Source organism: Pigmentiphaga aceris, assembly GCF_008119665.1.
Taxonomy (GTDB): Bacteria; Pseudomonadota; Gammaproteobacteria; order Burkholderiales; family Burkholderiaceae_B; genus Pigmentiphaga; species Pigmentiphaga aceris.
The window spans coordinates 2,973,864-2,988,243 of sequence record NZ_CP043046.1; the positions used below are offsets into that span (position 1 = coordinate 2,973,864).

The window sequence follows — 14,380 nt, forward strand, 5'->3', positions numbered from 1 at the left end:
TGGAAAGAGGTGGGTTCAGCTCAAAAATTCGACGAGTGCGGGAATGACGACCTTGGGCGCTTCTTCCATCAGCCAGTGGCCGGCGTTGGGGACGATGCGGCCGTCGACTTGAGTGGCGACCAGCTTGGCTTGGTCGATCAGCACCTGACCCGACGCCTTTTCGCCCGTCAGCACCAGTACCGGCATACCCAGTTTGTTGGTCGACAACGCGGCGAAGTCCTTGGCGTCTTGCTCGAAGTTTTTGAAGTACGCGAACCCCGCCTGCATGCCACCCGGTTGTACGTAGGCCTTGGCGTACAGCTTCCGGTCGGCTTCAGGAATCGACCGTTTCGGGTCGGCGGCAAAGTCGTTCCAGAAGTGTTCGAAGTAGATGCGTTCGCGGCCTTGCACCAGGGCGAGCGCCGTTGGGCCGGTGAAGTGGAAGTGCCACAGGTCACGCAGCAGCCATACGTCCTGCCAGTTGCCAATGCCGGGCAGGAAGGCGTCCATCAACACCAGACGTTCGGTTTCCTGCGGGAATTGCGCGGCGTAGGCGTAGGCCACCATCAGGCCGATATCGTGGCCGACGATGCGAACCTTGTCGAAACCCAGCGACTTCACCAGTTCGTGAATGTCCACCGCCATGTTCTTTTTGTCGTAGCCCGTGGTGGGTTTGGCGGAATCGCCTGCGCCGCGAAGGTCGGGGACGATGACGGTGTGATTCTTCGCCAGCAGCGGGATCAGCGGGGTCCACATGTGGCCGGTTTCGGCATAGCCATGCAGCAGCACGATGGCACTGCCCTGGCCTGCAATGCGGTAGTGCAGTCGCACGCCGTTCACGGTGGCGTAGCGGTCTTTGATCGCTGGGCCGGTCACGGCGGCAACGGCAGAAGTGGTCAGGCTGCCAAGCGAGGCCATGGCGGCCAAGGCAGGGATGGTTGCCAGCACTTGGCGGCGAATGATGTTGAAAGAAATAGTGGTCATGTCGTCTGCTCCTGGGGAGGTGGGCTGCGTGTGCAGCGCCGATGACGAACTTTAAGATTCATGATCACGATCAGGAAGGCCGTTAATATTGATTATTCATTCAGTTTTTATGAATCATCAGGGTAGCCATGGACCGCTTGCGCGCATTTGAAGTCTTTGTGACCGTGGTGGCGCGGGGCAGCTTCGTGCGAGCGGCCGAGGCCATGGACACATCCCCGGCCAACATCACGCGTTATGTCAGCGACTTGGAGGCCCACCTGGGCACACGACTGCTGAATCGCAGTTCACGCAAGTTGTCGCTCACGGAAAGCGGCGTCGCCTTCTACGAGCGCACCCGGTTGATCCTGGACGAAGTTGCCGAAGTTGAAGCCCTGGCTTCAGCCACCGCCTTGCGCCCGCGCGGACGCCTGCGCATCAACGCGCCCTTGAGCTTTGGCATCGTGCACCTGGCACCGCTGTGGCCGCGTTTCATTCGGCTGTATCCCGATGTGGAACTGGACGTGGTGCTGGCAGACCGGGTGGTAGATATCGTCGAAGAAGGCTTCGACTTGGCCATCCGCATTTCGCGCGGTGGCTCAACCACCCACGTTGCCCGCAAGCTGGCCACCTCGCGCAACATTGTCTGCGCGTCTCCCGGATACCTGCTTCAGCACCCAGCCCCCAAGGTGCCTGCCGACCTGATCCACCATGCGTGCCTGGGCTACACGTACTCGCAGACCGCCGACGATTGGCATTTCGTCGGTCCCGATGGCGCGGCAAGCAGCGTGAAGGTGCGCTTCGGCATGCAGACCAACAACGGCGACACCGCGCGGGCAGCCGCCATTGCCGGGGCGGGTGTGATCTGGCAGCCAACTTTTCTTATTGGTGAAGACGTACGCGCTGGTCGTCTGGTGGAACTGATGCCGGGCTACCGCATGCCCGACATCGACATTCTTGCCGTCTACCCAAGCCGTCGGCATCTAAGTGCCAAGGTACGTGTGATGGTGGACTTTCTGGCGCAGTCCTTTGCGGGGACGGCGGCCTGGGAGGGTGGGGCGGCCGCGTTGCATGGCTGACACCGGGTGGGTAGCGTCGCTCAAGCACCGCACAGCGATCGCTCAAGAAGCGATGGGTCGAGGGCCGACCAGTGATAAGTACATATTGTCGATAGCTGAGCGGTGCCCGCTTTCAACCCGAAGCACACCCCTAACCACCCAAAAACGGCGGCTTGCAGGTGTCTACTAGACCAGGAATGCTTCAGATGGTGAGAGTTGTCGAGAGCGATAATTCGCCCCGCTTGCTTTAAAAGGCAAACATCGAGGCGAGCGCCACGCCTGAAAGAACCACCGCGACAAGAGCCACGGCCTGCTGCCGCAGCCAGCCCGGTTTGTCCAGCAACTGCGCTTCTAGTTGCTTGATTTGAGCCAGGGTTTGTTCCTGGTTTTTCAGTAATTCGCCCATCTTCGACTCGGCGCGTTCCAGACGCTGGGCTAGCGCCTCGCTTGCATCGTTCACTTTTTTCAATGATCCCGTCATAGAGATCGACAGGCGCTCCCTCGTTTGGATTTCACCATCGAGCTGCGTGGCTACTTGCTCTACCAACTGCTTCTGGGTTTGCTGAACCTTCTCCTGGTGGGCTAGCTGACGCGAGGACTCCGCGTTGAGTTGTTCCTGCTTCCGGGTGTCGTCCGAGAAGGCCAGGCTCAACGCCTGCAACTTCGCCTCATGGTTGTTCTGCTCGGTGGCTAATTGGTCCACTGCATGCAGGCAGTACTCATAATTGTCTGCCAACGCCAACTGTTCGTCGATCTGATACTTGAACTCGTAGAGCACCACCAACGCCCCGTTCTGGTTGCCGTCCAAAGTCTTTGTATCCGCTTGCAGGCGCTCGATCTCGCGTACCAAGGCATCATTGAAACCGCGCAATACATTGTTGTTCACGGTATGCACTTGGGTGACCAGTTGCACCACGCTCTGCGTAACCTCAAGGCTTGCGCCAAATTCGGTCAGCAATTTGGCCAGATCTTTGTCATTCCTGCCCGACAACCCCCCCCAGAAAGAGTCCCAACCGTCCTGGTTCTGAAAGTCGTTCAATTGCGCTCTGGTCTTCGACCCACGCTGTATCGCGTCGTTGAGCTTTCGCAGGCCTTCATGAAAATCTCTCAGCTGGTTCTCTTCAGAGCGTGGCGCCGGCAGCAACCGCTGTACCGGTTGGGGGGCTACGTTATCGGCCGGCGACCCAATAAGTACGGCTCTGTTACCGAGAAACTTGAACACGTCAGGACTCCTGCGAAATACGTTTAGTTGGCAAAAGTGCCGAAAAATCGATTGCACGCACACTCGTGTGCCGGGCCAGCCGTTCGCGGTGGTCTATTGCTTCCTTGGCGAGCAAATTTACCGACTGCGCGTATTCGACCAGACCTTCAGCCATCAGCCATTCGTTTTCCTGCGCCTTGATAAGCTGCAGTGCCGCCTCTCGTTTGGCCTCTAGTGACTCGTTCCACCCGGTCTTGAAGTCCACCAAGTAGGCAACGATAGGAGGGACGAGGTTCTGCAAGTGATAACTGCATAGCCCGAAACCGATGGCCGACAACACGCAGGAAATATAAGGCGCTGCCACCCCGGTGAGCGGAATCAATTGCGACTCGATCGCCGGCTCCAGTCCGTCCCAAAGCACCAGCGTGCCACTGACGATTACGGTCTCGACGATCTTCTGAATCAACTCTTCCCGGCTCATCGATTGCGCGCCTTTGTACAGTTGCCAGGTGCCATGAGCGAGGTCGAAAAGATTACGGGCGAGGTTGTAGACCTGACGTATCGCCTTGGACAAGGCATTGACAATGAACTCGACGATACCGTTGAGTAGTTTCAGGGGGGCCGCGATGATTTTTTCGATCACCCCCCAGATCTTTTTGAGAAAGCGCTCCACGCGCTGTTTTAGGCGAGCAGCGCCACCCATGAATACATCGACCAGTTCGTCTTTTACGGCCATGATCGCGGCTGAGGTTAGTTGTTCCAGCAATTGCCAACCTGAGTTTTTCAGTGCTTCTTTGCCAGCACCCAGCGCAACGTCAGTAGCATTGCCCAGAGTTTCTTTGAGCTTTTTGGCTTCGATGTTGCTGCGAGTGCCTTGTTCCTGATCCAGTTCCTGGCGCTTGTTGATGGGCGGGTTTTCGGTTTTGATGAGGTACGCTTCCAAAGCAGCAGCTGTTTCGGCCGAGTCCATGGTCACGAACTTCACCTTGCACCCCGCTTCCAGTTGCTCAGAAAGCTTGTAGGGTTCCCCCTTTTTGTTGCCATTGCGATGGTCGTTCAGATGACCGTCTTGCCAACGCTGTCGCATGTTGGTGCTATCGCCGATATAGACCGGCTTGCCGCCCGTGTCATACACCACATAAACACCTGGCTTTTCGGGCAGTTGGCTGGTACTGGAGGTGTCGGCAGCGCTGAGATCGAACTCTCCATCGAACTGCAAAGTAGCAAGTGAACCGATTCCAGCTGACAAACTTTTGAGCAGAATCTCCTTCCACGCAACCCCTCGATTGGCAACGTCCATCGCACTCTTCGACGACGTGGCAGCAAGGGTGTCCTTGCCAGCCTGCAATGGGTCGGCTGTCTTGGCGTTCGGGCGAGAGTTTTTCTTGTTGCGAAAGCCTGCAATCAGTTTTCGATTGGTGTTCTCGATCGCGCGATCAACGATAAGGTTCGCCAATGGAGATAGCGATTTTTGCTCGTGTTGTGGAGCCATGATTACTTCTCGAAAAATTTCCTGTGTGAGGGGCAAACCACGGGCATGGAAGTTGTCAGCGCGACACTAATGCTCCACCCGAAAATGGCGTGTTTGAAAAAACTTTGTTCAGGGTTTTGTCAACGAAGACCGTGCAGTCAGAAGCTTTACCGAAAATGGATGCACGCAAAGTCTGAATTGCCCCGGATACCCTAGACACCTTGAGCTATTAGAAATGCGCCTTTCGAACTCTACCTGGGAATTACTGCCGGTGCTGCTGTGACGCTGCGCCGGATTATAAAAAATCTTGATGCATTTGAATACATCAGCTTTGGCGTCCTCGCGGCTCGTGTAGATTTAGAGGCGGATTCGTTCGCGCTTGTGAACCGCCCCGAGTTCCGCGGCCACAGCGAAGTCTGCTTCGTTGCTCAGTCCCCGTCACTCGCAATCTTGAGACTGAGCCACAGCAACAGCCGAAGCGGTGCGGCTGGCCACCTCTCTCTTTACTGCAAACGCTCAGAAGTGACTGTTAATACATCCTGTCGAATTTCCGCTTCCGGCCGAATGCGGGCATAGGTATTGATAAATCGTGGAAAGGATTGACGGCCGATCAACGGCAAGCCGCCAGGAGCCCTAGCCACCGACTGCTCACCCTAGCACACCCTTGATGTCCTCGAAGATATCCTTCCATTCGTCTTCGTCGATCTTTATGAACCCGCAGAAGCGCAGCAGAAAAACGCCTTCGGTGGCCAGGAACGCCAAGCGCAATCCCCGGCCTTCCGAGGTCCTCAAATCAATATCCGCCACCCGCTTCGCGTACCAAGCCTGCGTCCACTTCAGTGGATCGGGGCTTTGCAGCAAAGCGCCGAACAAGGCCGCCGATTTGCTCCTGGATGCTGCCGTCTCATTTGCCGTTACCGTCACATGGGCATTGATCGCATCGCGCCCGTTGCCGGGGCGCACGCCGACCTGTTCGATCTGGCTGTCGTAGAGCAAAGCCCAACGATCAAGCATGGCTTCGATCAGCGCTTCCTTGTTCGCATAGCAGGACTGCACGCCACCTTTTGAGATGCCCGCAGCTTCCGCCACCCCGTCGATGGTCATTGCACTCGAGCCCTGGGTGGCGCTGACCCGCTCGGCCGCTTCCAGCACCGCGTCCCAGTCGATGGTCTTTCGACGTCCCATCACAACCCCCAGTAGGAATACGTTCGGATTCTTATCCGTCGACGGCGCTGTCAAGCTGCGACTGCTTGGTCAACGATGGAGAAGAAAATGAGTTGGTTGGTCCTTTTGCTGGGTGGTGTATTCGAGATCGGTTTCACCACCTGCCTGCGCTACACGGACGGCTTTCGCAATGTGTCTTGGACCGTGGGTTTTGCAACCTGCGCGCTGATCAGCTTTCTGGCGCTGGAACACGCAACCAAGGTGATTCCGCTGGGTACGGCATACGCTGTCTGGACAGGGATCGGCGCGCTCGGCACGGTGGTGATCGGCATGATCTGGTTCAGCGAGCCGGCAACAGTCGTGCGCGGCTTGCTCATCCTGCTGCTGGTCGGGAGCATCGTCGGCCTGAAGATCACCTCGGGGCACTGAGGCTGATCTTAGGGGGGAAGGCGTCGTCAGGCGTCGAAGTCTCCTTTACACTGATTGTCACTTTTCCTCGGTAGCACCCCCATGAATCTGCTTGAACCGATTGTTGCGTGGCAAAACGACCTGGCCGCGATTCGTCGCGACTTCCACATGCATCCCGAACTGGGCTACGAGGAATTCCGTACCTCGGACATCGTCGCCGCCAAGTTGCAGGAGTGGGGCATCGAGGTGCACCGCGGCCTGGCTGGCACAGGTGTGGTCGGCACGATTCGCGGCAATCTGCCGGGTAGCCGCAGCCTGGGCTTGCGTGCCGACATGGACGCGCTGCCCATGGATGAAGTCAACACCTTCGAGCACGCCAGCAAGAACCCCGGCAAGATGCACGGCTGTGGTCACGACGGCCACACCACCATGCTGCTGGCCGCTTCGCGTTACTTGGCGCAGTACCGCAACTTTGCCGGCACGGTGTATGTGATTTTCCAGCCCGCGGAAGAAGGCGGCGGTGGTGCCAAGCGCATGGTCGATGAAGGCCTGTTCGACCTGTTCCCGATGGATGCCGTGTTCGGCATGCACAACTGGCCCGGCATGAAGGTCGGCCAGTTCGCGGTGGCTTCCGGCCCGATCATGGCGTCGAGCAACACCTTCAAGATCACCATCGACGGCAAGGGTTGCCATGGCGGCATGCCGCACATGGGCATCGACCCGGTCATGGCAGCCGTGCAGATGGCGCAGTCACTGCAGACCATCATCACGCGCAACCGTGATCCGATCGATCCGGCCGTGATCAGCATCACGCAGATCCACGCCGGCACTGCCGACAACGTGGTACCGACCGAGGCAATCTTGCGCGGCACGGTGCGCACTTTCACGCTTGAGACGCTGGACTTGATCGAGCGCCGCATGGAAGAGATCAGCCGTCACACGGCCGCCGCCATGGGTTGCGAGGTGAACTTCGAGTTCCGTCGCCTGTATCCGCCGACCATCAATCATGCAGCGGAAGCCGCGTTCTGCACCGAGGTCATGCGCGACATGGTGGGTGCCACCAACGTGAATCCCGAAGTCAAACCCAGCACCGGTGCCGAGGACTTCTCGTTCATGCTGTTGGAGAAGGCCGGTGCCTACATCTGGGCAGGCAATGGTTCGGGCGATCACCGCGACGCTGGCCACGGCATGGGTCCGTGCATGCTGCACAACGGCAGCTATGACTTCAATGATGAATTGCTGCCGGTCGGGGCGACCTACTGGACGCAATTGGCCTTGCGCTGGTTGGCGCAGCCGGCTGCCTGAGTCGGGTTGAGTGCTGTAGACGCAGTCGCGCTGAGTCAGGTCTAGCGATGAGAGTCTGCTGAGACGGGTTCGATAAGCCTGATGATGCGCTAGGGTCTTGAGCTGCATGCGTCATCGGTAAGTGAAAACGGGGAGTTCGTTTGCCAGCTTCGATAGCTGGGCGTACGAACTCCCTGTTTGTTTTAGCGCTTCACCGCTTGCAGCCAGACAGCTTGATTGCCTTGCCGCTTTCTAACTTCACCGAGTGGCTAATCAGCCCTTCAGTGCATCCGCCACCACCGCTTTCAAAGGCGTGGTCGGACGGCCGATCAGCGCGCTCAAGCTACGGCTGTCGTCAAACAAGCCGCCCTTGGCCGCACCTGCGTCCGAGTCGGACAACAGCGCCGCTACGTAGTCGGGCAGCCCCGCACCGATCAGCGCCGCCTTGAAATCGGCTTCCGGCAGATCCTTGTAGATCACCGGCTTGCCCGACTGTGCAGCTACTTCCGCCGCAAACTGGGTCAAGGTGTAGGTGTCGTCGCCTGCCAGCTCGTAAATCTTGCCCGCTTGATCATCACGCGTCATCACGGCAGCAGCAGCTTCTGCGTAATCGGCGCGGGCGGCCGAGGCAATGCGGCCGTCTTGTGCGCTGCCCAGCAATGCGCCGTGTGCCAGTGCCGGCGGAATGCTGGCGGTGTAGTTCTCCGTATACCAGCCGTTGCGCAGCACCACGAAAGGCAAGCCGGACGCGGCCAGTGCGGCTTCGGTGTCCCGGTGTTCGCCTGCTAGGCCCAGCGGTGAGGTGTCTGCGTGCAGCAGGCTGGTATAGGCGATCAGCTTGACGCCGGCTTGCTTGGCGGCGGCGATCACGGCCTGGTGTTGAACCAGGCGTTGACCGACTTCGCTGGACGAGATCAACAGCAGCTTTTCTGCGCCGGCAAATGCGCTGACAAGCGTTGCGGGCTGGGCATAGTCGGCTTGGCGAACCAGCACGCCCAAGGCGGCCAGATCGGCGGCCTTGGCCGGGGTGCGAACTGCGGCAACGATTTGCGAGGCGGGCACGGTCTTCAACAGTGCGGCGATGACCAGGCGGCCGAGTTGGCCAGTTGCGCCGGTGACAACGATCATGATGGATTGCCTTGTTCTGACGATGAGGAAACCGCAGAATATCGGGGAAGCTAACTTTTCGTAAGTACGTACTTAAAGGTTAGTGTGGTGTCCATGTTGGGTTGCTGCGAGGCTCGTGTGGCGTGCAATTCAGGACAGTCGATGTTCCACGTAATCCCTGCGGCTAGGAGCCGTCAACGGCACAATCCGAAAGGCGATGTGAGAGGCTCTATGGAGGAGAAAGGCATGCAGGAAAAAAACATGCAGAAGAAAATCAAGCAGGAACAAGTCACGCACGAGGCCGTCATGCCGCAAAAAGTCCTGCAGCAAGACCACCTCGCGCACGAAATTTCCCAGGTGCCCGCCTACGCAGGCCCCCCGAGCCTTGCCGAACAGCTACGCCGTGGTGAACTCTTTGCCGCCGCATGCCCGTCACGCGATGTGCTCAAGCACCTGACCAGCCGCTGGGGCGTGCTGGTGCTGGTCGCGCTGATGGCGGGTACGCATCGTTTCAGTGACCTGCGTCGCAAAATCGGTGGCGTCAGCGAAAAGATGCTGGCGCAGACGTTGCAATGGCTGGAAAGCGATGGCCTGGTCGATCGGCACGCATATCCGGTCGTGCCGCCCCATGTGGAATACCGGCTGACTGCGCTTGGCATGGAAGCAGCCGTCCGCGTCGAGGCCCTGGCCGATTGGATCGAGGGCAATTTGCCCCGCATCATGGCGTACCGCGAAGGGCGCGCAGATGCAGAGATCGATGCCTGAACGCACGGGCCGGCACCGACTTTTTTCGCGGCCTTACAACTGCACGCGTCCGACAATACAACTGGTGGAATTGCCGCCAATCCAGATATCTTGACCCGCCTGGGTGACATGCACCCGGCCTGCACGCTGAAGCGCCGCGCCCTGGCTGGCCACATAGTCGCCAGATGCGATGCCCGTGCCCAGCAGCCACTGCGCAATGCCCGCATTCAAACTGCCGGTGACCGGGTCTTCCTGCACACCAAACCCGGGCGCAAACGCACGGACTTCAAAACTGGCTTCAGTCCCATCGACAGCCGGGTTCCATGCACCGACCACGCCGACCTTAAAACGTCCCATCGCGACAAAATCAGGCTTCAGCGCCAATACTTCCGCGCGCGAACCCAGCATCACTGCCAGCCAACCAGGGCCGTTATCGACCCAGCGTGCGCGCAAGATGGTCTCTGGCGCAATCCGCAGGCTGTGTGCGACCTGCGCCAAGATATCGGCATCAACTTCGTCAGAACGGATCTGCGGGGGTGCTGCAAAGGCCAGACGACTGCCATCGCGACGAATGCGGATCAGCCCGGCTTTGCATTCCTGAATGACTTCTTCTGCGCGCGGTTTGCCACCGGCTTCCAACCAGGCGTGACAGGTGCCCAAGGTCGGATGCCCGGCGAACGGCAGTTCGCTCGTCGGCGTGAAAATGCGCACCCGGTAATCAGCAGCCGGGTTGGTCGGCGTAAGCAAGAACGTGGTTTCGCTCAACCCAGTCCACCGCGCAAACGCCGCCATCTTCGCCTCGTCCAAGCCATCAGCGCCATGCACCACGGCAAGCGGATTGCCCTTCAAGGCATCGGCGGTGAAGACATCGACCTGACGAAAATCGTGCCATTGGACTTGGGGTGGGTGCTGCATGAAAACTCCTGAATTGTGTTGTTAGCTGGTTGATGTGGTGGTCACCGTCGGCATCTTGTCAGGCCTGATGCTGATGCAGACCGTCCAACGAAAAGCAAGTGGCCGAACTGAAAATGCTACCTCATCAGGAAAGCCGCGAATCGACCAACAGTGAATAAGCCTTTCGAGTGAAGTCGCGGTCTACAGGCAACGCTGAAAGCCATTTTTCTGAGCTGAATGCTATCGTCGGCATAATCAAGACTGCCACCTTCACAAAGGCGGTTGCCATTCCCCATTATTCAGATGACACGAAATCACAAAAAGCCGCTCTTATATCGCAAAGCGAATACGACGGCGCATATCGTCAATTTTCATCATAAGGATTTCAACGACGAACGCCACACCAAAATCCGTGAAAAGCGGCTGGCGTTCGATCATGCTCGCGAGCATATGAATTCCAGCAACTCGGGCATTGGTCGGGATTACACCCCGTTATTCAAATTTTTGTTGGCGAAGGTCGGCGAGCCTTGGGCGGCAGTCTATGCTGAAGCTGTTTCCCGTCTGGACAAACCAGAGCCTGTCTTCTGGATGGTTCAGCTGCGCCAGCGCGAACTTTCCTCAGTGGTCCGGATGGGTGAGAATTCGTACTACAGCGGCTTGTATGTTGACGATGCGGGCCTGCTTCAAGTGGTGGACCCTTCTGCGAGCGAAGCCACCCAGGTGCCATCTTGTTCGTGCTGTACCCACACATTCAACGGCAAGCCATTTGCTAGAGCCGCGACGTCTTCGCTTGAAACTAAGGCTTGAATGCCAGTTCAACGACGTGCTGTAGGTGCATATGTTGAGTGCGATGGATATGTCTGAACAAGCATAATTAATGCGTCTCACTAAAAAACGTTGAGCGTCTTACCCTAGAAATATTCTTAAAAATCAAACCAGTAGCGTCATCGCAACGCAAATCTGTGCATTTTCGTGTTGTTTTAAGGCAGGAATTCGATAATCTGAATGAAAGATGTGTTTAGCATAAAAAAACCGCATCCAAGACCGCTACTCGACCGTAATTGCCGACAGTGAACGTCGCCCTATCACCCTCGGAGTACGATGCAATGCCCGCTTTCTCGGCCAAGTCCGCCGCTGCAAGAACACTTGATGATTTATTGGCCGCCCGTGAAGTGCAACGTGCGCGTGGTTCCCTGCTGAAGACGTGGGGCACTTCGCTGGACGGGCTGACGCTTTCGCCGTCGCCGCAGCCCTTTTACACGCCGCGTTCATCTGCCGTTGGTGCTGAGTTGGCCAACTGTGTTGCGAGCCTGTCTTTACGACTGGCTCAAGCCGAGGCGGCGCGTGATTGTTTGCGGGTGGCCAGCCGGCCGCATGCGCCCGGCACGCAAGAGGGCATGTGGGAAGTTCTGTTGGCGGCCGATGGTGTGGTCGATCCGGCCAGCCGGTTCTGGTGGTCGCCGGAGTTTCGCAGCCTGCTTGGCTTCGACACGGCGGAAGAGTTTCCCAATGTATTGGGAAGCTGGGCTTCGCATGTGCATGCCGACGATATAGACGGCGCTCTGGACGCGTTTGCTGCGCATCTGGACGACCGCAGCGGCGCAACGCCGTTCGATGTCTGCTACCGGATGCGATGCAAGGACGGCGAATATCGCTGGTTCCGCGCGCGCGGGCAGGCCAGGCGTGCCGCTGATGGCACACCCATGCATGCACTCGGGGTGTTGCTGGCAATCCCGGCAGCCCAATAGGCGTCGTACAAACGCCAGGAAGCGCCGCAGGCGCAGCAATGCGCGTGCGTAAGCAGACGGCTGGTCCTGCGTCATGCGCGGGGCCGGGCAAAGCTATGGTGGCGTCGAGGGAAATAAAGCGCGTACAGACCACAGCAACTGGGGCCAGATGCCACCAGTTGCTGAAGCAGTGAGATCGTCAGGGGATGACGACCCGCCATCGCGTTCGGCGGGCGTGCCGCCAGACAGGGGGCGGACGCGGGAACGCGAGGTTTACAACATTGCGCAAGGTACCAAGACCTGCAGATATCTGCGCATGGATCAAACGGAATATCCGACGATCCGAAAGCTGCCTACGCTTGGCTTGCTGATGATTGGTAAAACGCCAATCCAAATAACGACTGTCGGGATGACAATCGGTACGCCAACAAGCAAGCTGCCGACAAGCAAGCTGCCAACAATCAACGATTGCGGTTAGCCGGCGGGGTGTGGGTGCGGCCTTCGATGTGGCGGAACTTGATGCGTCCCTTGCCCAGATCGTAAGGCGACAGTTCCAGCGAAACGCGGTCGCCCTGCAGGATGCGGATGTGATGCTTGCGCATACGGCCGGCGGTGTAGGCGATCAGTTGGTGGCCGTTTTCCAGGGTTACGCGGAAACGCGAGTCCGGAAGCACTTCCGCCACGACGCCACTCATTTCAATCAGTTCTTCTTTGGCCATGTGGTGCTCCTAAGGTTTACAACAGGGTCTGCCGCACGATCCGTTCCGGAGCGCGCCACGGCAAAACCGCGGGTTCGAAAAAGGTTAAAACGCCAGACACGACCGGTCATCCGGAAGTGCCTGTCAAAGGCCGGACCACGACACCGGTAACGAGATTCGCGAGGGCACCACAACGTGATGCCGAAGGCGGGGATAGATCGTGGTCGTCAAGGCCGCCCTACGGGCGCGACCCACGCGATTACGAGGCTTGGCTATTGGTTTCTCTGCTGAAAACCGGCTTCGCGGGGAAGGGCGAAGCGGAACGGGCATCAACAAGGTAGTTAGAGAAATAGCCAGCTGCCTGTATTAACCCGCTGTGAACCTACTAGGGTTCCAACAATGTTTACCAACAGCGCTTACCACCAATGAATGTAGCAAACGCGATTGAAGGATTATATCACTCCAGGTCGCGCAAGTACATTTTTCCTGCACGAAATCCGCTCAGTACGCAACACCTTATACAAACCTGAAAAATGCCTGCAACGTGAAGCGATCCTCGCGTCAGTCCGTCGTTTCGCGCTCAAGCAGACTGCGTTTTCGCGCCACTCCCCAACGATAACCAGACAGATTTCCGTCACTGCGCACGACCCGATGGCATGGAATGGCGACCGCTATCGTATTTGCGCCGCAGGCTTGGGCAACCGCGCGGACGGATTTTGGCGAGCCGATGCGTACTGCAATATCGGTGTAGCTGGCCGTGGTGCCCGCCGGAATTTCACGCAAGGCTTGCCAGACGCGCTCTTGAAATGCTGTGCCGCGAACGTCCAGCGGCAGATCCAGGCCCAAGGACGGCGCTTCGACAAAACCTACTACCCGGGCTACCAGCTGTTCGAAATCGGCGTCCGCACCAACCAATTCGGCCTGGGGGAAGCGGTCTTGCAGTTCACGGGCAAGCAGGTCCGGGTCATCGCCCAGCGAAATGGCGCAGACGCCGCGCGCACTTTGGGCCACCAAGATGGCTCCCAGCGAACACTCGCCGATCGCAAAGAAGATGCGTGTGTTGGTGCCGCCAGCACGGTAGTCAGTGGGGCGCATGCCCAGCACGCGATCTGCGGCTTCGTAGAAGCGGCTGTTGGAGTTGAACCCGGATTCATAGATGGCGTCGGTCACCGAGCCACCCGCAGCCAGTTGCGCCCGCATGCGTCCGGCGCGGTGGGCTGCGGCATAGGCCTTCGGCGTCAAGCCCGTGACAGCCTTGAATACACGATGGAAGTGGTAGGTGCTCAGTCCGGCATCGGCGGCCAGGCGGTCCAGTGCGGGTTCAGTCTCGGCCGTTTCAATCTGCCGGCATGCGGCGGCGACAAGCGCGGCGTGCTGGGCAGCAACGGCGCTGCGGTCTGCCGCATGGCGACGGCTGGGCCGATAACCTGCTGCTTCGGCGGCCTTGGCGTTATCAAAGAATTCCACGTTTTCAAGCCGGGGCAGGCGGGAAGGGCTGCTCGGGCTGCAATACACGCCGGTAGTCTTCACGGCATAGACGAAGCTGCCGTCGGCGCTGGCGTCGCGGGCTTGCACTGCCGCCCAACGAGCAGCGCGCTGAATACTGGCGTGGGCTGCCTGGATGGTGTCGGTGTCGGTGTCGGAATCGATGTCGGTATCAAGTGTGACTGCTGGCATGTCCATGA

At 58.6% G+C, this 14,380-nt stretch carries 14 protein-coding genes; 6 read left to right on the forward strand and 8 right to left on the reverse strand.

The window, feature by feature from the left end:
- Window positions 1–15 precede the first annotated feature (15 nt).
- Window positions 16–963: an alpha/beta fold hydrolase gene (locus FXN63_RS12955; RefSeq protein ID WP_148815441.1), complete on the reverse strand. Its 948-nt coding sequence runs from the start codon at window positions 961–963 to the stop codon at window positions 16–18.
- A 128-nt stretch (window positions 964–1,091) separates the two neighbouring features.
- Here FXN63_RS12955 and FXN63_RS12960 point away from each other — a divergent pair, with 128 nt between their 5' ends.
- Window positions 1,092–2,018 carry a LysR family transcriptional regulator gene (locus FXN63_RS12960; protein ID WP_148815443.1) on the forward strand — a complete coding sequence of 309 codons (927 nt, stop codon included), beginning with the start codon at window positions 1,092–1,094 and terminating at the stop codon, window positions 2,016–2,018.
- A 226-nt stretch (window positions 2,019–2,244) separates the two neighbouring features.
- On the opposite strand, the gene FXN63_RS12965 is transcribed toward FXN63_RS12960, so the two are convergent.
- From FXN63_RS12965 to FXN63_RS12975, 3 genes are all read right to left on the reverse strand, one after another.
- Complete coding sequence (locus tag FXN63_RS12965; protein ID WP_148815445.1) at window positions 2,245–3,219, reverse strand: hypothetical protein; 975 nt, start codon at window positions 3,217–3,219, stop codon at window positions 2,245–2,247.
- Between the two features lies 1 nt (window position 3,220).
- Window positions 3,221–4,690, reverse strand: a complete 1,470-nt coding sequence (locus FXN63_RS12970) for a GIY-YIG nuclease family protein (RefSeq protein WP_148815447.1) — start codon at window positions 4,688–4,690, stop codon at window positions 3,221–3,223.
- A 627-nt stretch (window positions 4,691–5,317) separates the two neighbouring features.
- Complete coding sequence (locus FXN63_RS12975) at window positions 5,318–5,908, reverse strand: TetR/AcrR family transcriptional regulator (protein ID WP_222864052.1); 591 nt, start codon at window positions 5,906–5,908, stop codon at window positions 5,318–5,320.
- Between the two features lie 33 nt (window positions 5,909–5,941).
- On the opposite strand from FXN63_RS12975, the gene FXN63_RS12980 reads away from it, so the two are divergent.
- Both FXN63_RS12980 and FXN63_RS12985 read left to right on the forward strand, forming a co-directional pair.
- Window positions 5,942–6,262: a DMT family transporter gene (locus FXN63_RS12980; protein WP_148815449.1), complete on the forward strand. Its 321-nt coding sequence runs from the start codon at window positions 5,942–5,944 to the stop codon at window positions 6,260–6,262.
- A gap of 81 nt (window positions 6,263–6,343) precedes the next feature.
- Entirely contained in the window at window positions 6,344–7,546 is a 1,203-nt protein-coding gene (locus FXN63_RS12985; RefSeq protein WP_148815452.1) for a M20 aminoacylase family protein, read from the forward strand.
- Window positions 7,547–7,798: 252 nt separating this feature from the next.
- Here the strand turns inward: FXN63_RS12985 and FXN63_RS12990 are convergent, their stop codons facing one another.
- Window positions 7,799–8,653 (reverse strand): SDR family oxidoreductase, encoded by an 855-nt coding sequence (locus tag FXN63_RS12990; RefSeq protein ID WP_148815454.1) that lies wholly within the window; start codon window positions 8,651–8,653, stop codon window positions 7,799–7,801.
- 285 nt (window positions 8,654–8,938) lie between these two features.
- On the opposite strand from FXN63_RS12990, the gene FXN63_RS12995 reads away from it, so the two are divergent.
- Window positions 8,939–9,397: a winged helix-turn-helix transcriptional regulator gene (locus tag FXN63_RS12995; protein ID WP_148819281.1), complete on the forward strand. Its 459-nt coding sequence runs from the start codon at window positions 8,939–8,941 to the stop codon at window positions 9,395–9,397.
- A gap of 33 nt (window positions 9,398–9,430) precedes the next feature.
- Here the strand turns inward: FXN63_RS12995 and FXN63_RS13000 are convergent, their stop codons facing one another.
- On the reverse strand, window positions 9,431–10,291 hold the full coding sequence (locus FXN63_RS13000) for a PhzF family phenazine biosynthesis protein (RefSeq protein ID WP_148815456.1): 861 nt from the start codon (window positions 10,289–10,291) through the stop codon (window positions 9,431–9,433).
- A gap of 282 nt (window positions 10,292–10,573) precedes the next feature.
- Here FXN63_RS13000 and FXN63_RS13005 point away from each other — a divergent pair, with 282 nt between their 5' ends.
- On the forward strand, window positions 10,574–11,077 hold the full coding sequence (locus FXN63_RS13005; RefSeq protein WP_148815458.1) for a hypothetical protein: 504 nt from the start codon (window positions 10,574–10,576) through the stop codon (window positions 11,075–11,077).
- A 299-nt stretch (window positions 11,078–11,376) separates the two neighbouring features.
- A complete protein-coding gene (locus FXN63_RS13010; RefSeq protein WP_148815460.1) occupies window positions 11,377–12,018 on the forward strand; it encodes a PAS domain-containing protein in 642 nt (213 codons plus the stop codon).
- Between the two features lie 440 nt (window positions 12,019–12,458).
- Here FXN63_RS13010 and infA read toward each other — a convergent pair whose 3' ends face one another.
- Window positions 12,459–12,716 carry a translation initiation factor IF-1 gene (gene infA / locus FXN63_RS13015; protein WP_148815462.1) on the reverse strand — a complete coding sequence of 86 codons (258 nt, stop codon included), beginning with the start codon at window positions 12,714–12,716 and terminating at the stop codon, window positions 12,459–12,461.
- Between the two features lie 540 nt (window positions 12,717–13,256).
- Entirely contained in the window at window positions 13,257–14,378 is a 1,122-nt protein-coding gene (gene ada, locus FXN63_RS13020; RefSeq protein ID WP_425468711.1) for a bifunctional DNA-binding transcriptional regulator/O6-methylguanine-DNA methyltransferase Ada, read from the reverse strand.
- Between the last annotated feature and the right edge of the window lie 2 nt (window positions 14,379–14,380).

Coding starts and splice junctions, on each gene's coding strand:
- FXN63_RS12985 (WP_148815452.1), top strand. CDS start 6,344: ATGAATCTGCTTGAACCGATTGTTGCGTGGCAAAACGACCTGGCCGCG.
- FXN63_RS12995 (WP_148819281.1), top strand. CDS start 8,939: ATGCCGCAAAAAGTCCTGCAGCAAGACCACCTCGCGCACGAAATTTCC.
- FXN63_RS12955 (WP_148815441.1), bottom strand. CDS start 963: ATGACCACTATTTCTTTCAACATCATTCGCCGCCAAGTGCTGGCAACC.
- FXN63_RS12970 (WP_148815447.1), bottom strand. CDS start 4,690: ATGGCTCCACAACACGAGCAAAAATCGCTATCTCCATTGGCGAACCTT.
- FXN63_RS12960 (WP_148815443.1), top strand. CDS start 1,092: ATGGACCGCTTGCGCGCATTTGAAGTCTTTGTGACCGTGGTGGCGCGG.
- FXN63_RS13010 (WP_148815460.1), top strand. CDS start 11,377: ATGCCCGCTTTCTCGGCCAAGTCCGCCGCTGCAAGAACACTTGATGAT.
- ada (WP_425468711.1), bottom strand. CDS start 14,378: ATGGACATGCCAGCAGTCACACTTGATACCGACATCGATTCCGACACC.
- FXN63_RS13000 (WP_148815456.1), bottom strand. CDS start 10,291: ATGCAGCACCCACCCCAAGTCCAATGGCACGATTTTCGTCAGGTCGAT.
- FXN63_RS13005 (WP_148815458.1), top strand. CDS start 10,574: ATGACACGAAATCACAAAAAGCCGCTCTTATATCGCAAAGCGAATACG.
- FXN63_RS12980 (WP_148815449.1), top strand. CDS start 5,942: ATGAGTTGGTTGGTCCTTTTGCTGGGTGGTGTATTCGAGATCGGTTTC.
- infA (WP_148815462.1), bottom strand. CDS start 12,716: ATGGCCAAAGAAGAACTGATTGAAATGAGTGGCGTCGTGGCGGAAGTG.
- FXN63_RS12990 (WP_148815454.1), bottom strand. CDS start 8,653: ATGATCGTTGTCACCGGCGCAACTGGCCAACTCGGCCGCCTGGTCATC.